Source organism: Aurantimonas aggregata, assembly GCF_010500835.1.
GTDB classification, from domain to species: Bacteria; Pseudomonadota; Alphaproteobacteria; order Rhizobiales; family Rhizobiaceae; genus Aurantimonas; species Aurantimonas aggregata.
In genome coordinates this window covers 369973-390439 of sequence record NZ_JAAAMJ010000001.1, presented here as the reverse complement: position 1 = coordinate 390439, position 20467 = coordinate 369973, and the positions used below count along the sequence as shown (strand labels likewise).

Below are 20467 nucleotides of genomic sequence, written 5' to 3'. Positions count from 1 at the left end.
TTGAGGCGCCGCCGCGATTGCGCTACGGCGTCAGGCGTGGGGCCTGTAGCTCAATTGGTTAGAGCCGGCGGCTCATAACCGCTTGGTTGCAGGTTCGAGTCCTGCCGGGCCCACACACCAATTGCATCGTGCAGAAACGTATGAAACTGGGCGCAATAACTCGGCTCAGAAACGTCAGCATTCTCCGTTGTTTACGTGAGCCAGCCTGAAACTGAGCCGAATCAGCCATCCTTTGCAGGCTTTGAATCCTCCAGCGACGGCCTTCGTGTGAAGAGCTGCCGCCAGCGGTGCCCTGAAAAGACATCGACTCGCGTCAAGCGATCTCGACGATCTGGGCAGCTTCGACGAGCGTTGAGATTTCCGTATGCAGATCCACGCCATGCCCCGCCGCGGAAATGGATATCACGAGGGAGTAACGCGCCCGATCACCCATTCGACGCTGGCCGACGTGGGACTTCCACCAGCCGGTGACCGGAACCACCGCGATGGCGCCGTGCCCGGCCAGGTCGACGGCTCGTCCACGCCATAGGTCGCAGTGGAGGGATCCAGCCTGCATCGCGTTCGGGCCGAGCAGCCAGCAGCTCGTTTCCTCGGGGCTCGCTGTACCGTCCTTTTCCTGCGCGGCCGATACGCGGCTTCGGAACTTCGGCATCGACTCGCCCCGCTTCTTCAGCGCGAAGCGGAGCCCGAAGGATCTGTAGGTATCGGGCCGCGTCGCCGCCTTGCCCGTTAAGTTCGGCTCGACGAAGTACGACAACGTCACCTTCATGGTGACGATCTCGTTCTCCAACTGCTCAAGGGCGGCCCGCGGCCACGGCAGGTCGTAGAAATGCATCTCGTTGAACACTGCGGTCCGTCCGTCCGGTGACGGCGCGAACGGCTGGATCTCCGCCTCGGCGACGAGCGTTACGTCGTTCCTAGCGGACTGTAACGCACGCTCGAGGTCGGGAACGCCGTAGCCGAACTCCCGGAGCAAGTTTTGTCTCGCGGCGACAGGAGAGCTCACCACGCGGTCGCGCCAGCGGGATGGGCGTCTGTCCCGAAGCTGACGCCCCGGGGCGCCTTTGATCACGCGCCTTCTGAACGAGCCGCTTCAGCTTGTCGGCATCATCGGCTCGCCCGTTCCGTGCCTCTTGGGCCGCGAACTGAAGCGCGATCGACAGGAGCTGTTCCTCATCGCCATCGATGTGTGAGTTCAGGAGCGCGAGTATCTGCTTCATCGACATGCCCGCCTCCTTTCCGATCGATCCCATTCAGTGGACCACATGATCATATAACGTTGCGTTCACGTAACGCACCCGCGCCGGGCATCCAATGGTAAAGGCATGGCGGTCCCGGACGCGACAATGGTGTGAGTCCGCTTTGCCGGGCAAGCGGCGTCGAGTTAACCGGGTCATCCGGCTGGCCGCCTCGGTGGACATGCTCGCCAAAAGCGTACTGCCCGGGCAACGACAGTCCCCGTCGGAGAACTCGTACGAATGTTGCCGGGTTGACCCTGGCGCCCGTTTGTTGCCCGCGATAAAACGTGACTGTGTCACTCTTGTTTTAGCCGCCGCGCGGCAATACGGAGGGGGGCTTTCCTTCGTGGACAATGGATATGAACATGCTGAACAGGAGCCTCGTCGCTCTGGGTGGCCTCGCGGTGGCCGCCCTCTGCACCTCGGTGCGGGCCGAGCCGACAAGCTATCCGCTGACGATCGAGAATTGCGGGCAGACGGTCACGTTCGCACAGGCACCGGAACGGGCCGTAGCGCTGGGGCAGAACAGCGCCGAAGTCATGCTGCTGCTGGGGCTGGAGGACCGGATGGCCGCCACCGCGTTCTGGCCGAACAAGGTGCTGCCCGAACTTCAGACCGCCAACGACAAGGTCGAGGTTCTGACGGTCGAGTTCCCGACGCTGGAGTCCGTTCTGTCGAAACAGCCCGACTTCGTCGCCTCGATGCTGACGACGCTGATGGGGCCGGACAGCAAGGTCGCCAAGCGAGAAGATTTCGAGAGCCTCGAAATTCCGACCTATCTGTCGCCGAGCGCCTGCTCCACGACGCTGGACGCCCATGACGCCTATGGCAGCCGCGGCGAATTGTGGACTATGGACCTGCTCTACAAGGAGATCGAGGAGCTTGCGCGCATCTTCGACGTGGGCGACCGCGGGCAGGCCATCATCGAGGACTTCAAGGCCCGTGAATCCGCACTACGTGCCGAGTTCGAGGACCGGGAGGATCTGACCTTCCTGTTCTGGTTCTCCAGCCCGTCGCCCGCAGACGACGCCTATCTGGGCGGTGGCAACGGGCCCTCTGGCTATATCGCCGACATTCTGGGCGGGTCGAATGCGGTGAAGACCGAGGCCGAATGGCCGACGCTCGGCTGGGAAGGCATCATGGCCGCCAATCCCACCGTCTTCGTGGCCTCGCAGGTGGATCGCAACCGCTGGGAGCTCGACAACGCCGATGCGAAGGTGGCCTATCTGACATCCGACCCGACCGTCAGCCAGATGGACGCGGTCAAGGCCGGACGGATCGTCGTCATGAGCGGCGCCGCGATGAATCCGAGCATCCGCACGATCTACGGCGCCGAGCAGGTCGCCGAGCAACTGCGGACCCTCGATCTGCCGTGACCACATCGGAAGAAGCGGAACGAGGGGCCGGCGGGCTCGTCCTGTTCCTGGCGCTGTTTCTCATCGCTCTCGCCTTCGCGGTCGCTCTGGCGACCGCCATCGGCGATTACAGTATCGGGCTCGGCACGGTGGTTCTTGCCATCACCAATGGCCTCGGCCTGACCAGTGCCGACATTCCGCCGATCCAGGAAAGCGTCATCTGGGACCTGCGCCTCAGTCGGGCGCTGGTGGCCGCGCTCGCCGGCGCAGGTCTGGCGCTTTGCGGTGCCATCCTTCAGGCGCTGTTGCGCAACCCGCTGGCCGAGCCCTTCGTTCTCGGCGTTTCGGCCGGCGCCTCCACCGGGGCAGTCTGCGTGATCGTTCTGGGCATCGGCGCGGGCGGCCTGTCGCTTTCGATGGGCGCCTTCGCCGGCGCCTTTGCCGCTTTCGCCGTCGTCGCGATCCTGTCCAACGGCGCGACGAGCGGACCCAATCATACGATCCTCGCCGGCGTCGCCGCAGCGCAGCTCTTCAACGCGCTGACCTCCTACATCGTCACCACCTCCGGTAACGCCCAGCAGGCACGCGACGTCATGTTCTGGCTGCTTGGCAGCTTCGGCGGCGTGCGCTGGCCCGACTTCCAGCTTCTGGTCGTGGTGGTGGTCCTGGGTCTGGGCATCTGCCTGTGGATGGCCCGCGCGCTCGACGCCTTCACCTTCGGCGACGAGGATGCGGCGGCGCTCGGCGTGCCGGTAGCGCGCATCCGGCTGGTGCTGTTCGCCGTCACCGCCATGATCACGGCGACGATCGTCAGCATGGTCGGCGCGATCGGCTTTGTCGGCCTCGTCGTCCCGCATGCGGCCCGTTACGTCGTGGGCCCGACGCATCTGCGTCTGCTGCCCGCCTGTGCGGCGGTCGGGGCGGTCTTCATGGTTCTGGCGGACATCGCCTCGCGCGTCGTCGTCACCCAGCAGACGGTGCCCATCGGCGTCGTCACGGCGCTTGTCGGCGTGCCGTTCTTCGCCCTCATCCTCTACCGCTCGCGGCCCCAGGCATGACGATCGTCGCGGGCAACCTCGTCTGGGGCGTCGGCCGCAAGACCATCGTGCGGGACGTCTCCCTGTCCGTGCGCAGGGGCGAAACCCTCGGGCTGATCGGCCCGAACGGATCGGGAAAATCGTCGCTCCTGCGCCTTCTCGCCGGGTTGAAGCGCCCGCGCTCGGGACGGGTGGAAATCAACGGCCGGGACATCGCGGGGGTCTCGCGCCGCACTATGGCGCGGCAGGTCGCTTTCGTGCAGCAGAACGCCGCGACCGATACCAACGTCTCCGTTCGCGACGTGGTCAGGCTGGGGCGCACCCCGCACCGCTCGGCCCTTGGTGGATGGTCGACCGCCGACGAAGCGGCCGTTTCGGCCGCCCTGTCGCGGGTCGACATGCACCAGCGACGCGCACAGGCCTGGCAGACCCTGTCCGGCGGCGAACGCCAGCGGGTCCATATCGCGCGGGCACTGGCGCAAGCGCCCACGGTCATGTTTCTCGACGAGCCGACCAACCATCTCGACATTCACCATCAGATCGAGATCCTGCGCATGGTGCGCGATCTGGATCTGACCAGCATCGTGGCGCTTCACGACCTGAATCTCGCGGCCATGTTCTGCGACCGGATCGTGGTGATGCAGGAAGGCGCGTTGGTCGAATGCGGCGCGCCGGCGGACGTGCTGAGCCAGGCACTGCTCAAGAACGTCTTCCGCATCGAGGCGGAGGTCGAGCTCGCCGGGTCCGGCCGCCCGCACATCCGGTTTTGCAGCGATTGAGCGCCGCGCGCGAAGAGTTTCGCCTTCCGATCGCCGACGAGTCATTCGGCATCTGGCTGCGCATCGGTTCCACATTGGCCTTCGCGGCGATGGGCGTTTGCATCAAGGCCCTGAGCGGTTCGGTGCCGCTCGGGCAGATGGTGTTCTTCCGCTCGGCGGTTGCCCTGCTGCCTTTGGTGCTGTTCTTGTGGTGGAGCGGCGATTTCCCGCGCGGTCTTGCCACGCGCCGACCACTTGGCCATGTCGCGCGCTCCCTTCTGGGTGCGTGCGCCATGTTCACCGCCTTTGCCACGATCAGCCTTCTTCCGCTCGCTGAAGCGACGCTCCTGTCCTATCTGGCCCCGGTGATGCTGGCGCTTCTCGGGTGGGCGCTCCTGGGGGAGGGCCTCGGCCCGCGACGGATCGGCGGCATCGTTCTCGGTCTTTGCGGGGGCGCCGCCTTCTGCCTGCCGGCCCTTTCCGGAAACCTGGCCGATGGCGCGCTTCTCGGTGTTCTGTTGGGGCTGGCGACGTCGTTCCTTACCGCCGGCGCGCTGATCCAGGTCCGCCGCCTGACCCTCGCCGGCGAAAGGGCAGGCGCGATCGCCTTCTGGTTCGCCATCGTGTCGGCCGTGGCGGGGCTGGCGACCCTGCCGTTCGGCTGGGTCATGCCCGATGTGCACCAGGCGCTGCTGCTGTTCGGCGCGGGCCTTGCCGGCGGGATCGCGCATATCCTGATGACGCTGTCCTTTCGCCATGCGGAGGCCGCTGCCCTCGCACCGTTCGAATATCTCTCGATCCTGTGGGCCGCTGCCGCGGGCGGCCTCTTCTTCGCCGAGGTTCCGAACTGGGCGTTCCTCGTCGCCGCACCGCTGGTCCTCGCCGGCTCTCTCGTCGCCCTGCCGAGGCGACGGGGGCCGCCGGCCTGACGGCGCAAAGGGCCGCCTGTTGCGGCAGTGCGTCAGAACCGGAGACGGATACGATCACCTACTGGATGAGCTGGCATGATGGAGCTGGAATGGATGCAGGTCTGACCTGGGTCCGCACCCGACCTATCTCAGCCGGCAGTCTCCACAAGGGGTCGGAGCCGGCAGGCAGGTCATCCATGTCGAGTACCTCGGAGCGGATGTTGCCCATGCCGGCGCCCAGCGCGCGTTCGCGTGCCATCTCGACCATCCGAGCGTCGCGGTCGATGCCGAGCACGCTTCCACCGAACCCGATAAGGTCCGCGGCGATTAAGGGCACGCCGCCGGTGCCGCACCCGACGTCGAGGATCCGCATTCGCTCGGCAATCCCTGCGTCGCGCAGGAGCCGAAGCGTGAACTCGCCGCCGATCGCTATGCTGTCCTCCTTACCCGAATACGAGCGAGCGGTGCAGCGAGACACCCGCCGTGACCCCGTCGCTCGTCGCCCAGGCAACCATGTGCGGGGCGCGGGCGATGTCGCCGGCGGCATAGACGCCCGGAACCGTCGTCAACCTGTCTGCATCAGTCCGGATGAGCGGGCCGAGAGGGCCCTCATCGACTGCGCAGCCCAGACGCTCCGCAAGGTCGCTGTTAAGCCGTGTAGGCGCCGCGATGTAGAGCGCGTCGACTGGCACGTTGCGGCCATCGCCAAGAGCAAGATGCGAAAGATCGCCATCGTCTCCCTCTAGCGAGGATACGGGCGCCGGCTCGATCCGGACACCGCGTCGCGCCAGCTCGTCCTGCGTCGTCACTTCCGGCATTTCCCTGCCGTCGAGGAAGAACGTCGTTGGCCCCCATTCGGCGATCAGCATCGCCTGGTGCGCCGAATGCGGCGCGGTCTGGAGGACGCCGAGGCGCTGCGCGGCAAACTCGTAGCCGTGGCAATAGGGGCAGTGGAGCACGCTCTGGCCCCAGCGTTCGCGCAAACCCGGATGGTCCGGCAATAGATCAGTGAGACCGAAGGCCAGCACGAGCCTCGCGGCCTCCAGCGTCTCGCCGCCGTCGAGAACAACGGCGAATCCATCGTCAGTCCTCCGGGCATCGAGAGCGGTCGCCCCGATGAGCGACAAGCCTGTATAAGCAGTAAGCTGCTGGCGGGCGGCCGACAGGATGGCGCGAGGCTCCGAGCCGTCCTGAGCGAGGAAGCCGTGGGAATAGGCCGCGAAGCGGTTGCGGGCGCGCCCGCGTCGATCACCGCGACGGAGCGGCGCCCGCGGGCAATGTAGGTGGCCGCCGAAAGCCCGGCAAAGCTTCCGCCAATAACGATCGCATCATGCCGCATGGGGTTCGTCCTTGAAATCGCAATGACTGGTGCGTCTCGTCACGCGAGCGTGGAAGTCGGCGCTGAGAGCAGCGAGCGTGACCTCGCCGAAGCGCTTGAGGAGGAGGGCTTCTGCTTGGGCGAACGTCTCGTCCATTGCCGCGTTGACGGCCTCTTCGACAAGACAACCCGGAGCCTCGGTGCGGTTCCCCATCGCGAAGATGCCGGGTGACCCGAGCGCCTCGTAGATGTCCCGCAGCGTCACGGTCACGAGGTCCTTCGCGATGGTCCAGCCGCCCCCGTGCCCCTTCTCGGACCGAACTAGGCCTTGCTCGCGCAGCCCGGCCATGGTGCGGCGGATGACGACCGGGTTGGTCCGCATCGCTTTGGAAAGTTGCTCGGAAGTGACCGGGCCGTCGGTCTCGGCCATGTGGAGGAGGACGTGCAGGACGCCCGACAATCGACTATCTCGTTTCATGAAACTTTCATTGTTACATGTCGGCTGTAGAGTCAAGCTGGCTGTTATCGATCACTAGCCGCAGCGTCCAAAATAGGGTAGGTAGCTATGCTATGGCGCATCTCCCGAACAATTCCGCGAAACTCGTCGCCCGGATCCGTCGGCTCCAGGGACAACTGGAGGCGATCGTCCGTAGCCTCGAAAACGACGCTCCGTGCGGCGACGTCCTCCAGCTCGTCGCTTCCGTCCGCGGCGCTGTGAATGGCCTTACGATCGAACTGATCGAAGAGCACGTGCGAAACCATGTGGTCGACCCCGAGCATGAGGATGACCCGGAGAAGGCCAAGGGCGCGGCGGACTTGATCGCGGTCGTGCGGACCTACCTGAAATGACGACGGGGGAGACGCCGGCTCTGCCGACCCATGGCACGCCACACGGTCACGTCTTCTTGGGGGACGCCCACAGCCGGAACGAGCGCCGCGTCTGGCTCGTGATAGCGCTTACCGTTTCCATGATGGTGATTGAGATCGTGGCGGGGACGATCTACGGCTCCATGGCCCTGGTCGCGGACGGGCTCCACATGTCGACGCACGCCGCGGCTATGCTGATCACCGTCGGCGCCTACGTCTTCGCCCGCAAGCACGCCCATAACTCCCGCTTCACGTTCGGGACAGGCAAGATCGGGGATCTCGCAGCGTTCGCCAGTGCGGTCATCCTGGCTTTGGTTGCACTCCTCATCGCCTACGAAAGCTTCCTGCGCCTTGCGTCGCCCGTGCCCATCTCGTTCGGGGAGGCGATCTCGGTGGCGATTGTCGGACTTGCGGTAAACCTCGCAAGCGCATGGCTTCTAAGGGACGATCACCATCACCCTGGTCACGATCACGCTCATCATGATCATCGCGCGGCTATTGCCGGAGGCGGCGACAATAATCTCCGCGCCGCCTACCTGCATGTCCTTGCCGATGCCCTGACCTCCATACTTGCCATCGCAGCACTCAGCCTTGGCAGCGTTTATGGCTGGATCTGGCTGGACCCGGTCATAGGCATCGTCGGCGCCCTCGTCATCGCGCGCTGGTCATGGGGGCTGGCGCGGGATGCCGGGGCGGTGCTTCTCGACTATGTCCCGGAAGGCGAAGACCTGCCCGACGAAATCCGCCAGGCGATCGAGGCCGACGGGGACCGCATCGCCGATCTCCATGTCTGGCAGGTCGGCCCCGGCCACCACGCGGCCATCGTGTCGATAGCGACCGCGCATGCCCGTCCTCTGGAAGCCTATCGGGCCAAGGTGGCCCACATCCACGATCTCTCCCACCTCACCGTGGAAGTCGAGGTCCAGGCAGGGGCTGCATAGTGAAGGGACGTAGCCGGCCAACCTCAGCCATCCGGTCCCTTCAGAAATATACTGCCCGCGCCACCCCCTCTGGTAAATCCTCGTGGATCGGCAGCTCGCCTCCGGGAACGGCGGGCCCGCGCTTGGGCAGGGGTGTGAGAACGTCCATCTCGCCCTCGACTTCGGGGCGTGCCTTCGTCGTAGAGGGCCAACGTAAGAAGTCAGATATCAAGAAGCTTGCGCACACCGCCACCCATCAGGAATCCCGCCATGGCGCCACCTCACAGCTTGCCCGCGGCAAAGGCCGCGGCGAGATCGGCGGGCGTGACCTCCGGAACGGTCTTGTGGATTTTGGCGATGCGCGGCGCGGTGCCGGCGACGAGGATACCGATCACCGTCTCGATATCGGGGCAGTCCAGGTCGCGGCAGGTGAGTTCGGTGACGGAGACGGCGACGTCGTCGGAGAGATCGAGCAGCCGCCGCGTCTCGGCCTTGAGCGCGGCGACGGCCTCTGGATAACCCGGCTTCTGCCTGCGGGCGAGCGGATTGACGAAGCCGCTCATCGCCCGATGCCCCGCAGATCCAGGAGACCGAGCCTGCCGCCCTCCGTCCCGTAGCCGAAGAGATGACCGCCGGCGTCGAAGCCCAGATCGGTGATGCGGTCCCCGTCCGCTGCCCGTACGGGGATGACGGCGTCGTCGCCGCGGCGGGCGAAGACGACAGCGCCGTCGGCATAGCCGACGGCCACCGCGTCGCTCACCGGATGGCAGCTCACCGCCGTGACCAGCGCCTGCGCGAAGGCGATCGGTGTCGCCTGCTTGCCCATCGGCCCTTGCTTTCCCCGGAATGGCCAGAGCACGGCGCAGTCGGCACCGGAGGTGGCGAGCCAGGCACCGCCCGGCGACCAAGACAGCGATCGCGGCTTCGAGGGGTAGCCGCTCATCCGCATGTCGGCCCCGTCCTCGATCCGCCAGCCATGCAGGACGTTCTCGTTCATCGCCGAGACGACGTACCGACCGTTCGGGCTGAAGCTCACGGCGATGTGAGAGCCCATCCACGCCAGCAAGCGGTTCGCCGACGGTTTGGCCTGCATATCGGCGAGCGTCACTCCGCCGTAATGGGCAATGGCGAGGCTGCGGCCCTTCGGCGCGAAGGCGAGACCCTGGACGGTTGAGTTTGTGGCGATCTCCCGCCGCGTCCCGTCGCTCCGGATCGCCGTGACCGCCTTGCCGGAGGAGAAGGCGATGCCGCCCCATGGCGCGGCTGCGACCGCATCCACCCATTTGCCGCCGGTCTCTGCCACCGGATGGGCGCCGGAGAGTCCGACCCGGCAGACAAGGCCGTCGTCGCCGCCGGTCAGGATCGTACCCGCCTCGGCATGCGTCGCCACGGCAAGGATCGGGCCGGAATGCGCGACGATGCTTTCGGGCTCCGGGACACCGGGCTCCCAGAACCTGACTGTGCCGTCGCCGAGCGCCGCGGCCATCGCGCCAGAGATGAAGCGGACGGCTGAGACATGCGCGCCCGTCGCCACTTCCTGGCCGATGTGCTGCGCCAGCGGCGCTTCGCCCATCGGTGCCGGACGCGCGGCCTGCATCAGGCGCGGCACGACTCGAAGCCCTGGCTGAGGATTTCCCTTGGCAGGTCGCGGCCGATGAAGACCAGGCGACTCTGGCGCCGCTCCCCGTCCTTCCAGGGGCGCTGGTGGTCGCCTTCCAGCAGCATGTGGACGCCCTGCACGACGAAGCGGTCGTCGTCGTCCTGCATCGACAGGATGCCCTTCATCCGCAGGATCTCAAGGCCATAGCGCTGCGTGACGTCCTGGAGCCAGGGCAGGAGCTTGCCCGGATCCATTGGCGTGTCCGACAGGAGCGACAGGCTGGTCACCGCGTCGTCGTGCTCGTGCTCGTGGAAATGGTCGAGGAAGTCGGGCTCGACCTCGAGCACGCGGTCGAGGCTGAAGGCTTCGCGGCCCAGCACCTCGGCGAGGTCGATCCCGCAGCGGCTGGTGCGGTGGATCTTCGCATATGGATTGATCCGGCGAATGCGCGCTTCCACTTCGGCAAGCTGCGCCTCGTCGACCAGGTCGGTCTTGTTGAGGAGGATCACGTCGGCGAACGCCAACTGTTCCTGCGCCTCATGCGCCTCCTCAATCGCGCCGAGAAGATGGACGGCATCGACCACGGTCACGATCGCATCGAGCCGGGTCTTTGCCCGGACGTCCTCGTCAACGAAGAAGGTCTGGGCGACGGGGGCCGGGTCTGCAAGGCCCGTGGTCTCGATGATGATGCCATCGAAGCGGTCCGGCCGGCGCATCAGGCCGCTGACGATGCGGATCAGATCGCCGCGCACGGTGCAGCAGATGCAGCCGTTGTTCATCTCGAAGATTTCCTCGTCGGCATCGACCACGAGGTCGTTGTCGATGCCGGTCTCGCCGAACTCGTTGACGATCACGGCGTAGCGCTTGCCGTGCGCCTCGGTGAGGATGCGGTTGAGCAGCGTCGTTTTGCCGGCGCCGAGATAGCCGGTGAGGACGGTGACGGGAGTCTGCGTGGACGGCGAAGGGGAAGCGGACATGGTGGTCTCCATCAGGGGGCGTGTGTCGCGGAAAGGTTGACGGGAAGCTCGACGCCGGGCCGCTCGGCGCCGGCGAGGGAACTGGCGGTGAAGACGAGGCCGACGCCGACGAGGGCGACGGCCAGGATGATCCCGGCCAGGGCGGCGGCAGGGGCCACGCGCAGCGGCTTCTTCTCGCCGGTGACGGCATCGAAGAGCTGGCGAAGCGCCTTGGGGTCGATGTCGTGGGTGATTGCCACGATGCGCGTCCGGCGGTCGTCCGAGGGCCAAGCATCGAGGCGATTCGGGGGATGAACCGCATGCTGCACGCAGTGGACGACGAGCGGCCGCTCGGGATCGTCCTCGAGGCATATGAGGCCCTTGAGGCGCAGGAGCCGGATGCTGGCCGCCGCCTTCAGCACGAGGAAGAAGGCGTCGAGGTCCTTCGCGCCGATCGGGCGGTCCGCGATCAGGCAGGAGGTCAGGATGCCGCCGTCGCCGTGTCGCGCGACGTTGGCATGGGCGGCTCCGCTCGCCGCTTCCGCGGACAGCGCCTGTTCGAGCGCGAGCCAGCCCTCGACGTCCGGGCCGACGTCGTGCGGCGCATAGCTCCGGGGGGCAAATACCCCCGCGAGGTCGAAACCGCCCTCGTTGCGATCGAGAAGCGTGGCCGAAGGATTCAGCTCCCGCAGCCTCTGGCGGAGCAGATCGATATCCGCCAGGCTCGCCGGGTCGCGTGCCAGGTCAGTCTTGGTGAGGACGATGCGGTCGGCGAAGGCGACCTGCTTCATCGCCTCGAAATAGCGCTCGATCGTCGCCTCGGCGGTGACGATGTCGATGGTGCAGACGACGCCGGCTAAAGTGAACGTTCGGCCGACGCCGTGGTCGCGAAGGCCCATGGCCGGCGCGCCGCCCGGAACGATCTGGTTGATGACGGGCGCGGGATCGGCAAGGCCGGTGGTCTCGACGATGACCCGGGAGAACGAAGGAACGGCGCCGCTGCGCGACGCGTCGAGGAGTTCGGCGAGCGATGACCGGATGTCGCTGCCAATCGTGCAGCAAAGGCATCCGGTCGTCGTCACCATCATCTCCTTTTTGCCGACCTGGACGAGATCATGGTCGATCGAGATGTCGCCGAACTCGTTGACGATAACGGCCGTGTCGGCGAAGGCAGGGTCGCAGAGGAGCGCGTTGAGGAGCGTCGTCTTTCCGGAGCCGAGGAAGCCGGTGAGGATGGTGACGGGGACGTGGTCAGACATGCGCGTCCGCCCTTTCCCGGCAGGCGGCGCAATAGCCCCTCAACTCGATCGAGGCTTCGTCGGTGGCAAAGCCGTGCCGCTCTCCCGCCTCGCGCAGCCTAGCAAAGGCCGCCGGCTGGACGAGTTCCTCGGCAACCCCGCAATCCCGGCAGATCGCGAAGACGGCGCTCCCGCCGGCATGTTCGCTCGGGTGACGGCAGACGACGTATGCCTTGAGGGATTCGAGGCAATGCACGCGCCCCTCCAGCACCAGCCGTTCGAGGGCGCGGTACACCGTCAGCGGCGCGGTGATCCCCTGGCCACGTAGTGCTGCCAGAAGCGCGTAGGCCGAGAGCGGCGTGCGGGCCGCCTTGAGCACCTGGTAGACGCGCTCGTGATTGCGCAGGGTGTCCATCAATCGTCCCATGCTTCCTCGCAAAGATCCGGCGGCACGGGACGCATGGCCTGGGCCGGTGTCCCGTGCCTGGGGCAAGTCGGGATCAGCTCGTCTTCAGCGCGGCGACGATCTGCTCGATGTTGTGCTGGAACATGTCGAGATAGGTCGGGGCGGGGCCGTCCTCGCCCGACAGCGCGTCGGAGTAGAGCGTGCCGCCGACCTTGGCGTCGGTCTCCGCCGCGATACGGTCGACTAGCCGCGTGTCGCTGATGTTCTCGACGAACACCGCGGAGATGCCGTCGTGCCTGATCTGGTCGATGATCTTGGCGACATCGGCTGCCGAGGCTTCGGCTTCGGTCGAGACACCCTCCGGAGCGATGAAGGTGACATCGTAGGCCTTGGCGAAATAGCCGAAGGCGTCGTGCGAGGTCACCACCTTGCGCCGGTCCTCGGGAATGGCGGCGAGTTCGGTCTTCACCCTTTCGTCCATCGCCTTCATCTCGCCGATATAGGCGTCGCCCCTGGCGCGGTAGTCGGCGGCGTTGTCAGGATCGGCGGCCACCAGACCTTTGACAATGTTCTCGGCATAGACGACGCCGTTCGACAGGCTCTGCCAGGCATGCGGGTCGTTCGCACCGTGATCGTGGCCCTCGTGCCCGGCGGCTTCGCCCGCCTCGTGGGCATGATCCTCATGGCCGGCTCCCGCATGTTCGCCCGCGGCGTGATCGTGGCCCTCTTCCTCTTCTGCGAAGGGGATCGGCTCGATGCCGGTGGTGGCGACGATCTCCTCGCCCTTGAACTCCGCCGTATCCACGAGGCGCGGAAGCCAGCCCTCAAACTGCAAACCGTTAACGACGAGGACGTCCGCAGCGCCGACGGCGCGTGCGTCGGACGGCGTCGGCTCGTAGACATGGGCGTCGCCGTCGGGGCCCACGAGCGTCGTCAGCGCGACGTGATCGCCGCCGATCTGCTCGACCATGTCGCCGAGGATGGAGAAGGAGGCGACGACCTTGACCTGTTCCTGCGCGCTCCCCTGCGAGGCGAGGGCGATCAGGGAGGCGCCGAGCGAGAGTGTCAGTATCTTAGTGCGGAAACGCATGGAATGTCCTTTCGTGGGATCAGTGATGGTAGTGGGGGCGGAGAACGGCCCGCGCGGCGACGCTGTCGAAGCGCCCGAGCAGGACCGAGACGGCGTAGACCGCGCTCGCCGACAGGATGATCGCCGGCGAGGCGGGCAGGTCGTGGTGGTAGGATACGAGGAGCCCGACCATCGCGGCGGCAAGGCCGATCGCCGCGGAGACGGCCATCTGGCCAGGCACCGTCTCGGCCCAGAAGCGCGAGGACGCTGCCGGCAGCATCATGATGCCGACGACCATCAGCGTGCCGAGCGCCTGGAAGCCGCCGACGAGGTTCAGGACGACGAGCGTCACGAACAGCATGTGGACGATCCCGCCGCCACCGCCGACCGACCGCAGGAACCCCGGGTCGAGGCATTCGGCGATCAGCGGGCGGTAGAGGAGGGAGAGCGCCGCCATGGTGACCGTGGCGATCGTCGCCATCAGCAACACGGCGGGATCGTTCAGGGCCAGCACGGTGCCGAAGAGGACGTGCAGGAGGTCGATGTTCGAGCCGTGCACTGAGACGAGCATCACGCCGAGCCCGAGCGATGAGAGGTAGAAGGCCGCGAAGCTCGCGTCCTCCCGGAGCGGCGTGAAGCGCGAGACGAGCCCGGCCAGCACCGCCACTGCCAGACCGGTGGCCAGGCTGCCGACCGTCATGGCGAAGAGCGAGAAGCCGGCGAGCAGGAAGCCCACTGCGGCACCCGGCAGGATCGCGTGGCTCATAGCGTCGCCGACGAGGCTCATGCGCCTCAGGACGAGAAGCACGCCCAGCGGGCAGGCGCCTAAGGAGAGGGCAAGACATCCGACGAGCGCGCGGCGCATGAAGCCATAGTCGAGGAACGGCGCGACGGCGTAGTCGAATGCGGCGGCAATCAGGGTCATGCAGCCCTCCTTGCGCCGCGGGGAGCCCCGAAATGCGGATCCTCGTTCCACGTCTCGCTCAGCGCCCGGGCCTCCTTCAGCCGCTCGGGCCGAAGCACGTCGTCTGTTTCGCCCCAGCCGACCAGTTCGCGGGCGATGAGAAGCGTTTGCGGGAAGTGCTCTCGCACCAGATCCATGTCGTGGAGAACGGCGATGACGGTGCGCCTCTCGCCGTGCCAGCGGCGGACGATGGCGAGCAGGTCGAGCACGGTGCGCGTGTCGATGGCGGTGAATGGCTCGTCGAGCAGCAGCAGGCGCGAATCCTGGACGAGCACCCTGGCGAAGAGCGCGCGCTGGAGCTGCCCGCCGGAGAGGGTGCCGATGATGCGGTCCTCGAAACCGCTCAGCCCGACCGCCTCTATCGCCTCGAAGACACGATCGAGTGCTTTGCCCTTGATGCGGCCGAAGATGCCCGCCTCGCGCCACGCACCCAGCGAGACGAGATCGGTCACGCTGACGGGGAAGGATCTGTCGAGTTCGCTGGCCTGCGGCAGATAGGCGATATCGCGGCGGCGCACGCCGCCGAGATGGACCCGGCCTTCCGAAGGCGGGAGCAGGCCCATGATGCCCTTCAGGAGCGTCGACTTGCCGGCGCCGTTCGGTCCTACGATCGCCGTCAGCGAGCCACCCGGGAAGCTGCCGGTGACGTGGTGGACGGCCGGATGGCGGCGGTAGGCGAGGGTCAGGTCGTCGAGGCGGACGACAGGCATGCTCACGGTCGAGTTCATGCGAAGAGATCCAGCGCGAAGGCGACCGCGAGCCACAGGAAGACGATGGGGATCGCTGCCAGCGTCAGCCGCTGGGAAGCCGACTGACGCAGGGCGGAAGAGCGGCGCGGATTGGGCACGCTTGGGCTTTGAAAGGCGGTCATGCTTTTTCTTCTCCGCCCATCACGGACGAGGTTTCAGATCGCGGACGGCATTTCCCGGATCGGCAGCGTTCTCATCCGCGCAGCCGGCGGCCCGAGAACTGGCTCCTGGGCACGAACCTGGAAGGACGTCACAGGCATCTTTATGTTATAAAATTACAGTACAAGATGCAAGTGGATGGAACGTGTCGCCCGCCGGCGAGGATCAGGCGGATTGACGGTCCGGCTCTCTGACCGAGACGTCGCCGTCCAGCCGGATTCGACGATCGGCCACCGCGTCGACCAAGGCCTCGTCGTGGCTGATCAGGATGATCGCGCAGCCGTCCCGGTCCGCTGCGTCGACGATCAGTTCGATCATCTCCTTCTGAGTGACGAGATCGAGACGCGAGCTTGGCTCGTCCGCGACGATCAGCGCCGGCTTGAGGAGCAGTACCCGCAGGAGCGAGAAGCGCTGGAGCTCCCCGCCGGAGACTTGGCCGGGACGGCGATCGAGCAGCGCCGGATAGAGGCGCAGGCGCTTCATGAGTTCAGGAATCTTCGACGCATCCAGCCGATGCAGCGCGGCGAGGTCGCCAAGGGTGCGGCGGAGCGTCCGGCGCGGCGGGAAGGCCGCGACGGGGTCCTGGTAGAGCTTCTGGAAAGCGGCGGGCGGCAGGCTGGCTTGACGCTGCACCATGCCCGCATCCGCGCGGACCAGCCCGAGCGCCACGTCGCCGAGGGTCGACTTCCCGCAGCCGCTCGGGCCCGTGAGCCCGACGATCTCGCCGGGACCCACCGCCAATGAGAGGCCGGAAAACAGGGTGCGGCCACCGCGCGAGGCGGATACGTCGCGCAACGCAAGAACGTTTCCTTCCGTCGCCACTGAGGGATCTGCCGGACTTCGTGTTGGCCAATGGCGCGGATCGGCGGCGAGCAGCATCCGGGTGTATTCGTGCTGCGGCGCCGTCAGCACGAGATCCGCTTCGCCGCGCTCGACGATCTCGCCCTTCAGCATGATCGCTACCTCGCCGCCCAGGCGCCGCGCCACTTCGACATCGTGGGTGATGGTCAGCAGCGCGCCGCCATCCGCCAGGCCCTTGCGCAGGAGATCCACGACCTCGCCGATCCGGGCCGCGTCGAGGCCCTTGGTCGGCTCGTCGGCGATGACGATCGGCGCGCCACCGGCCCGCGCCACGACGAACGCAAGGCGCTGCGCCATGCCGCCGGAAAGCTGGAACGGATACTTCGCACCCGCTTCCGACAGGCCGACGCCGGCGAGACCATCGGCCGCCGCCCGGTCCGCCTCCGCGTCGCCGAGCCCAGCGACGAACTGGTGCGTCTCGGCGACCTGCGGCAGCGCACGCATGGTCGGATCGAGGCTCAGCCATGGCTCCTGCGGGAGCACGGTGATGCCGCGTCCCCAGAGCGCATGGCGGCCGGAGGCACCCGCATCCTCCGAGACGTCGCCGATCGTGACGTGTCCCTCGGCCGACAGCCCGTCCGGCAGATTGCCGACGATGGCCTGCGCGAGGAGGCTCTTTCCCGATCCGGTCTCGCCGATGATGGTGAGCGGCCGCCCCGGGACCAGCGCGAGACTGGTCGGCGCGACGATGCGCTGCGATCCGGCGTGCACCGATACCGCTTCGATAGTGAGGACCGGATTCATCGGGCGCGGTATCCTGCAAGGAGGTTGAGGGACAGGACGAGCAGGAACACCGCCAGGATCGGCTGGAGCAGCACACCGGGTGCCTCGGCGTAATAGGGCAGCAGTTCCGTCATCATCAGGCCGAGTTCGGCGGTGGGGGGCCTGAGGCCGACCGAGACGAAGCCGAGCGCCGCCACCGCCATGATCGCCGTCGCCGCGCCGAATGCGCCGACAGTGAGGATGACCGGCGAAAGCTCCGGCCAGAGATGGTGCCGGACGATGTAGGCCGGGCCGAAGCCGAGGAGACGCGAGGCCTCGACGGCCGGCGAGGCGAGGATCGCGCGCGAAGTCGCCCGTGTGATGCGGAAATACTCGATCCACAGGACCAGCGAGATCGCGCCGTAGATGGCGAGAAAGGAGCCCGGGAAGATCGCGCTGATCAGCAGCACGAGAAGCAGCCCCGGCAGGGACAGGAAAACGTCCGCCACGATCGACAGCGGCCGATCGATCCACCCGCCCTTCCAGGCGGCGAGAATGCCGAGTAGCGTACCGGGAATACCCGCGGTCAGCACGCTAAGCACCGCGAGGCCGAGCGAAAGCCGAAGGGCTGCGCCGAGCCGGGCGAACATGTCGCGCCCGAGATGGTCGGTGCCGAACGGATGCGCCTGGCTTGGCCCTGAGAGGATCGCCCCGTAGTCCTGACGTGCCGGATCGCTCGACGCGAGGATCGGTGCGAGGACGGCGAAGAGCACCAGCAGGAGGAGCAGCGCTGCCCCGACATGGGGCAGCCGTCGCGGCTGGTCCGGGGTAGCCGGAAGGATTTCGGCGAGGCTCATGCGGCGCTCCTTGCGCGCGGATCCAGTTGCGCGTTGACGATGTCGACGACGGCGTTGAGGACGACGAACATCAGCCCCATGGCCAGTGCGGTTCCCTGCACCATCGGCAGGTCGCGCTGGACGATGGCGTGGACGAGGGCGTGACCGATGCCGGGCCAGGCGAACAGCGTCTCCACCACCACCACGCCCTCGATGAGCATGACGAGCTGGACACCCAGATAGGTGACGACCGGCACCGAGACGTTGCGCAGGCCGTGGCGCGGAAAGAGCTGGCGCTCCGGCAGGCCCTTGAGCCGGGCGAAGGCATAGAAGGGCGCCGCGACCACCTCCGCTGTCGCGTCGCGGGCGACGCGGGACGAGATGGCGGCGAGGCCGAGCGCCAGCGTTACCGAAGGCAGCACGAAGTGGATCGCATCGCTATGGCCTGCGGCCGGCAGCAGGCCGAGCGACAGGGCGAAGACCAGGATCAGGAGCAGGCCGATCACGAAGGGCGGCAGCGCTCGCACGGTGACCGCTGCCACGAGGAGAAGACGGTCGAGGACGCCGCCCGCCTTTCGCCCGGCCAGCATGCCGAGCGGTGGGCCGATCAGCAGCGACAGCGCCACGGCGAAAAGCGCCAGCGTCACCGATGCGCCGAGCTGGTGGGCGATTGCTTCGACCACCGGCTCGCCCGAGACGAGCGAGCGGCCGAGATCGAGGGTCAGGATGTCCCAGATCCAGCCGCCGAAGGCGAACCACCCGGATTGATCAAGCCCGAGCTCGGCGCGCACCGACGCCGCGTTCTCCGCCGAGACGAGGTCGTAGCCGTAGCGACCAGCGGCGATGCGATACGCCATGTCGCCCGGCAGAAGCCGCATCAGGACGAAGGTCAGCGCGCCGACCGTCAGCGCCACGAAACCCGCCTGGAGGAGACGGTAGCCGAGAAGCCGGATCATGGCTTCCACCGCATCCCGGAAAGACCGAAGTTGCGCTCGAACGGATCGATCCTCGCGCCTTCGACGCTCTTGGTGACGGCGGCGGTCTGCTCGTACCAGACGACGGGGATGACCGGCAGGTCGCGCTGGAGGATCGCCGTGATCTCGCCGCGCAGCCGCGCCTGTTCGCCGGCGTCGGAAGCCTTAAGAAGCGCCTGCATTGCTTTATGGAACGCCGGGTCGTCCCAGTTCATCGCGCCCCAGTCCGAGCCGCCTTCCTGGAAATCCCCGAGCAGGGTGACGAAGGGATCAGGCACCAGCGAATAGTTGCGGGCGGCGAGCGCGAGCTGGAGCGTGCCGTCCTGGTGCCCCGCAGGAATCGAGGAGGAGTTGGTGACCGACACTTCCACGTCGATGCCGACCTGGCGGAACTGGTCCTGGAGTGCCGTCGCGATCAGCGGCAGTTCCGGACGGTCGGCATAGGTCAGCAGCCGGAGGCGCAGCGGCTCGCCGTCCTTCTCCAGGATGCCGCCGGCGCCCGACGTCCAGCCCATTGCCTTGATCCGCTGGCGCGCGCCCTCGGGATCCGTGGCAAGGGGCGTCAGCCCCTTGTCGTGCCAGGCCTCTACGCTGGGCGGGAAGAGCTGCGTGGCGCCGGTGCCGGGCGCGCGCAGCAGCGCCGCGGCGAGCCCCTCGCGCTGGATCGCCTCGCTCAGCGCGGCCCGCCCTTCCGCCGTGTCGAAGGGCGGCAGGCCGGCATTGACCTTGAGCTGCATGACGCGCGGCAACGGGACCTTGAGCAACTCCACCGCGTCGTTGGCATGGAGGCGGGCGACACTCGGCGGGTCGAGCTGGAAGGCGAGGTCGGCGTCGCCGCTCTCGGCCATCAAGGTTCGTGTCTCGCCGCGCCCTGCCGCCAGATAGGTCGCGGCCTCGATCGCCGGCTTGCCGTCCCGGTAGTCGGGGAAGGCCTCGACCGCGAGGCGCTGCGGCGCCTCGAAGAGCGTCAGCCGGTACGGCCCCGTGGCGATGATGTCCTTGACGGTGCCGTCGTCGGCAAAGGATGAAGGCGCCAGGATGATCGTGGAGAAGTGGGCCAGCAACGCGGTGAGCGGTGCGAAAGGCTCGGCCAGGCGGATCACCACGGCGCCGTCCTCGGCGGACAGGCTCTCGATGCTGGCGCGCTCGAGGACGCCCGGCTTCCCGCGCGCCTTCTCCAGCGAGGCGGCCACCGCCTCGGCGGTCAGCAGCGTGCCGTCGTGGAAGCGCACCCCCTCGCGGATCGGCAGCGTCCAGACCAGCCCGTCCTCAGAGACGTTCCAGGCGGTGGCAAGGCCCGGCTGCGGCCGGCCCTCGCTGTCGACCTCGAGCAGCGTCTCGGCGATCTCCATGCGCTGGAAGATGAATCCCGACAGCGACGGATCGGCGCCGCCGATCTCGAACGGCGCGACGATGTCGAAGACGCCGTCCGGGGCGGCGAGCGCCGGCATCGAAACGAGGAGGGACAAAGCAAGGGCAAGCGGGCCGAGCACGCGGGTCAGGGGACGTCGGATCATGGATGGTCTCGGGTGTTGGAGAGAAGGGAAGCGAC

23 protein-coding genes, 1 tRNA gene and 1 pseudogene are annotated in these 20467 nt (G+C 67.1%); 8 read left to right on the top strand and 17 right to left on the bottom strand.

Translation table 11 applies throughout. The features are described from left to right. Window positions 1–39: 39 nt before the first annotated feature. Window positions 40–113: transfer RNA gene (locus GTW51_RS01745), tRNA-Ile, on the top strand. Window positions 114–313: 200 nt separating this feature from the next. On the opposite strand, the gene GTW51_RS01740 is transcribed toward GTW51_RS01745, so the two are convergent. After that, window positions 314–976, bottom strand: a complete 663-nt coding sequence (locus tag GTW51_RS01740) for a hypothetical protein (protein WP_246232490.1) — start codon at window positions 974–976, stop codon at window positions 314–316. 88 nt (window positions 977–1064) lie between these two features. Between GTW51_RS01740 and GTW51_RS24285 the strand changes: the two genes are divergently transcribed. The 5 genes from GTW51_RS24285 to GTW51_RS01715 all read left to right on the top strand — a co-directional run bounded on the left by GTW51_RS24285 (window position 1065) and on the right by GTW51_RS01715 (window position 5317). Further along, window positions 1065–1193 (top strand): hypothetical protein, encoded by a 129-nt coding sequence (locus tag GTW51_RS24285; RefSeq protein WP_281354555.1) that lies wholly within the window; start codon window positions 1065–1067, stop codon window positions 1191–1193. Between the two features lie 404 nt (window positions 1194–1597). Continuing rightward, on the top strand, window positions 1598–2614 hold the full coding sequence (locus GTW51_RS01730; RefSeq protein WP_425483216.1) for an ABC transporter substrate-binding protein: 1017 nt from the start codon (window positions 1598–1600) through the stop codon (window positions 2612–2614). Between the two features lie 41 nt (window positions 2615–2655). Continuing rightward, window positions 2656–3651 (top strand): FecCD family ABC transporter permease, encoded by a 996-nt coding sequence (locus tag GTW51_RS01725; protein ID WP_203565868.1) that lies wholly within the window; start codon window positions 2656–2658, stop codon window positions 3649–3651. After that, window positions 3648–4409 carry an ABC transporter ATP-binding protein gene (locus tag GTW51_RS01720; protein WP_163042143.1) on the top strand — a complete coding sequence of 254 codons (762 nt, stop codon included), beginning with the start codon at window positions 3648–3650 and terminating at the stop codon, window positions 4407–4409. The genes GTW51_RS01725 and GTW51_RS01720 overlap by 4 nt, the downstream gene beginning before the upstream one ends. Beyond that, on the top strand, window positions 4406–5317 hold the full coding sequence (locus GTW51_RS01715; RefSeq protein ID WP_246232487.1) for a DMT family transporter: 912 nt from the start codon (window positions 4406–4408) through the stop codon (window positions 5315–5317). The genes GTW51_RS01720 and GTW51_RS01715 overlap by 4 nt, the downstream gene beginning before the upstream one ends. 58 nt (window positions 5318–5375) lie before the next feature. Here GTW51_RS01715 and GTW51_RS24280 read toward each other — a convergent pair whose 3' ends face one another. From GTW51_RS24280 to GTW51_RS01700, 3 genes and pseudogenes are all read right to left on the bottom strand, one after another. Beyond that, the gene (locus GTW51_RS24280) at window positions 5376–5843 is read right to left on the bottom strand and encodes a class I SAM-dependent methyltransferase (protein WP_203565837.1); all 468 of its coding nucleotides are present in this window, start codon (window positions 5841–5843) and stop codon (window positions 5376–5378) included. Further along, a pseudogene (locus GTW51_RS01705) lies at window positions 5740–6635 on the bottom strand (NAD(P)/FAD-dependent oxidoreductase). The gene GTW51_RS24280 and the pseudogene GTW51_RS01705 overlap by 104 nt, the downstream one beginning before the upstream one ends. After that, window positions 6625–7092 carry an Rrf2 family transcriptional regulator gene (locus tag GTW51_RS01700; RefSeq protein WP_163042649.1) on the bottom strand — a complete coding sequence of 156 codons (468 nt, stop codon included), beginning with the start codon at window positions 7090–7092 and terminating at the stop codon, window positions 6625–6627. The pseudogene GTW51_RS01705 and the gene GTW51_RS01700 overlap by 11 nt, the downstream one beginning before the upstream one ends. 92 nt (window positions 7093–7184) lie before the next feature. Here GTW51_RS01700 and GTW51_RS01695 point away from each other — a divergent pair, with 92 nt between their 5' ends. Both GTW51_RS01695 and dmeF read left to right on the top strand, forming a co-directional pair. Next, the gene (locus GTW51_RS01695) at window positions 7185–7463 is read left to right on the top strand and encodes a metal/formaldehyde-sensitive transcriptional repressor (RefSeq protein WP_163042141.1); all 279 of its coding nucleotides are present in this window, start codon (window positions 7185–7187) and stop codon (window positions 7461–7463) included. After that, window positions 7460–8422 carry a CDF family Co(II)/Ni(II) efflux transporter DmeF gene (gene dmeF / locus GTW51_RS01690; protein ID WP_163042140.1) on the top strand — a complete coding sequence of 321 codons (963 nt, stop codon included), beginning with the start codon at window positions 7460–7462 and terminating at the stop codon, window positions 8420–8422. The genes GTW51_RS01695 and dmeF overlap by 4 nt, the downstream gene beginning before the upstream one ends. A gap of 260 nt (window positions 8423–8682) precedes the next feature. Here the strand turns inward: dmeF and GTW51_RS01685 are convergent, their stop codons facing one another. The 13 genes from GTW51_RS01685 to GTW51_RS01625 all read right to left on the bottom strand — a co-directional run bounded on the left by GTW51_RS01685 (window position 8683) and on the right by GTW51_RS01625 (window position 20432). Continuing rightward, a complete protein-coding gene (locus tag GTW51_RS01685) occupies window positions 8683–8964 on the bottom strand; it encodes a nitrate reductase (protein WP_163042139.1) in 282 nt (93 codons plus the stop codon). Next, window positions 8961–10010 carry a WD40 repeat domain-containing protein gene (locus GTW51_RS01680; protein ID WP_163042138.1) on the bottom strand — a complete coding sequence of 350 codons (1050 nt, stop codon included), beginning with the start codon at window positions 10008–10010 and terminating at the stop codon, window positions 8961–8963. Before GTW51_RS01680 ends, GTW51_RS01685 begins: the two co-directional genes overlap by 4 nt. Next, window positions 9998–10978: a CobW family GTP-binding protein gene (locus tag GTW51_RS01675; protein ID WP_163042137.1), complete on the bottom strand. Its 981-nt coding sequence runs from the start codon at window positions 10976–10978 to the stop codon at window positions 9998–10000. The genes GTW51_RS01680 and GTW51_RS01675 overlap by 13 nt, the downstream gene beginning before the upstream one ends. An 11-nt stretch (window positions 10979–10989) precedes the next feature. Next, window positions 10990–12216, bottom strand: a complete 1227-nt coding sequence (locus tag GTW51_RS01670) for a CobW family GTP-binding protein (RefSeq protein ID WP_163042136.1) — start codon at window positions 12214–12216, stop codon at window positions 10990–10992. Beyond that, window positions 12209–12622 carry a transcriptional repressor gene (locus tag GTW51_RS01665; protein ID WP_203565836.1) on the bottom strand — a complete coding sequence of 138 codons (414 nt, stop codon included), beginning with the start codon at window positions 12620–12622 and terminating at the stop codon, window positions 12209–12211. The genes GTW51_RS01670 and GTW51_RS01665 overlap by 8 nt, the downstream gene beginning before the upstream one ends. Before the next feature lie 73 nt (window positions 12623–12695). Continuing rightward, the gene (locus GTW51_RS01660; RefSeq protein WP_163042135.1) at window positions 12696–13691 is read right to left on the bottom strand and encodes a metal ABC transporter substrate-binding protein; all 996 of its coding nucleotides are present in this window, start codon (window positions 13689–13691) and stop codon (window positions 12696–12698) included. A gap of 19 nt (window positions 13692–13710) precedes the next feature. Next, on the bottom strand, window positions 13711–14595 hold the full coding sequence (locus GTW51_RS01655; protein WP_163042134.1) for a metal ABC transporter permease: 885 nt from the start codon (window positions 14593–14595) through the stop codon (window positions 13711–13713). Further along, on the bottom strand, window positions 14592–15362 hold the full coding sequence (aztA, locus tag GTW51_RS01650; RefSeq protein WP_163042133.1) for a zinc ABC transporter ATP-binding protein AztA: 771 nt from the start codon (window positions 15360–15362) through the stop codon (window positions 14592–14594). The genes GTW51_RS01655 and aztA overlap by 4 nt, the downstream gene beginning before the upstream one ends. After that, on the bottom strand, window positions 15359–15505 hold the full coding sequence (locus GTW51_RS01645; RefSeq protein ID WP_163042132.1) for a hypothetical protein: 147 nt from the start codon (window positions 15503–15505) through the stop codon (window positions 15359–15361). The genes aztA and GTW51_RS01645 overlap by 4 nt, the downstream gene beginning before the upstream one ends. A gap of 202 nt (window positions 15506–15707) precedes the next feature. Beyond that, window positions 15708–17147 carry an ABC transporter ATP-binding protein gene (locus tag GTW51_RS01640; RefSeq protein ID WP_163042131.1) on the bottom strand — a complete coding sequence of 480 codons (1440 nt, stop codon included), beginning with the start codon at window positions 17145–17147 and terminating at the stop codon, window positions 15708–15710. Then, window positions 17144–17962, bottom strand: a complete 819-nt coding sequence (locus tag GTW51_RS01635; RefSeq protein WP_163042130.1) for an ABC transporter permease — start codon at window positions 17960–17962, stop codon at window positions 17144–17146. The genes GTW51_RS01640 and GTW51_RS01635 overlap by 4 nt, the downstream gene beginning before the upstream one ends. Then, window positions 17959–18897 carry an ABC transporter permease gene (locus GTW51_RS01630; protein WP_163042129.1) on the bottom strand — a complete coding sequence of 313 codons (939 nt, stop codon included), beginning with the start codon at window positions 18895–18897 and terminating at the stop codon, window positions 17959–17961. The genes GTW51_RS01635 and GTW51_RS01630 overlap by 4 nt, the downstream gene beginning before the upstream one ends. Further along, the gene (locus GTW51_RS01625; protein ID WP_163042128.1) at window positions 18894–20432 is read right to left on the bottom strand and encodes an ABC transporter substrate-binding protein; all 1539 of its coding nucleotides are present in this window, start codon (window positions 20430–20432) and stop codon (window positions 18894–18896) included. The genes GTW51_RS01630 and GTW51_RS01625 overlap by 4 nt, the downstream gene beginning before the upstream one ends. Window positions 20433–20467: the final 35 nt, after the last annotated feature.

Bases quoted from the DNA above. Each gene is read 5' to 3' on its own strand.
- GTW51_RS01730 (WP_425483216.1), top strand. From the start codon at position 1,598: ATGAACATGCTGAACAGGAGCCTCGTCGCTCTGGGTGGCCTCGCGGTG.
- GTW51_RS01720 (WP_163042143.1), top strand. From the start codon at position 3,648: ATGACGATCGTCGCGGGCAACCTCGTCTGGGGCGTCGGCCGCAAGACC.
- GTW51_RS24280 (WP_203565837.1), bottom strand. From the start codon at position 5,843: ATGCCGCCGGCGACATCGCCCGCGCCCCGCACATGGTTGCCTGGGCGA.
- GTW51_RS01700 (WP_163042649.1), bottom strand. From the start codon at position 7,092: ATGAAACGAGATAGTCGATTGTCGGGCGTCCTGCACGTCCTCCTCCAC.
- GTW51_RS01695 (WP_163042141.1), top strand. From the start codon at position 7,185: ATGGCGCATCTCCCGAACAATTCCGCGAAACTCGTCGCCCGGATCCGT.
- dmeF (WP_163042140.1), top strand. From the start codon at position 7,460: ATGACGACGGGGGAGACGCCGGCTCTGCCGACCCATGGCACGCCACAC.
- GTW51_RS01685 (WP_163042139.1), bottom strand. From the start codon at position 8,964: ATGAGCGGCTTCGTCAATCCGCTCGCCCGCAGGCAGAAGCCGGGTTAT.
- GTW51_RS01675 (WP_163042137.1), bottom strand. From the start codon at position 10,978: ATGTCCGCTTCCCCTTCGCCGTCCACGCAGACTCCCGTCACCGTCCTC.
- GTW51_RS01670 (WP_163042136.1), bottom strand. From the start codon at position 12,216: ATGTCTGACCACGTCCCCGTCACCATCCTCACCGGCTTCCTCGGCTCC.
- GTW51_RS01665 (WP_203565836.1), bottom strand. From the start codon at position 12,622: ATGGGACGATTGATGGACACCCTGCGCAATCACGAGCGCGTCTACCAG.
- GTW51_RS01660 (WP_163042135.1), bottom strand. From the start codon at position 13,691: ATGCGTTTCCGCACTAAGATACTGACACTCTCGCTCGGCGCCTCCCTG.
- GTW51_RS01655 (WP_163042134.1), bottom strand. From the start codon at position 14,595: ATGACCCTGATTGCCGCCGCATTCGACTACGCCGTCGCGCCGTTCCTC.
- aztA (WP_163042133.1), bottom strand. From the start codon at position 15,362: ATGAACTCGACCGTGAGCATGCCTGTCGTCCGCCTCGACGACCTGACC.
- GTW51_RS01645 (WP_163042132.1), bottom strand. From the start codon at position 15,505: ATGACCGCCTTTCAAAGCCCAAGCGTGCCCAATCCGCGCCGCTCTTCC.
- GTW51_RS01640 (WP_163042131.1), bottom strand. From the start codon at position 17,147: ATGAATCCGGTCCTCACTATCGAAGCGGTATCGGTGCACGCCGGATCG.
- GTW51_RS01635 (WP_163042130.1), bottom strand. From the start codon at position 17,962: ATGAGCCTCGCCGAAATCCTTCCGGCTACCCCGGACCAGCCGCGACGG.
- GTW51_RS01630 (WP_163042129.1), bottom strand. From the start codon at position 18,897: ATGATCCGGCTTCTCGGCTACCGTCTCCTCCAGGCGGGTTTCGTGGCG.
- GTW51_RS01625 (WP_163042128.1), bottom strand. From the start codon at position 20,432: ATGATCCGACGTCCCCTGACCCGCGTGCTCGGCCCGCTTGCCCTTGCT.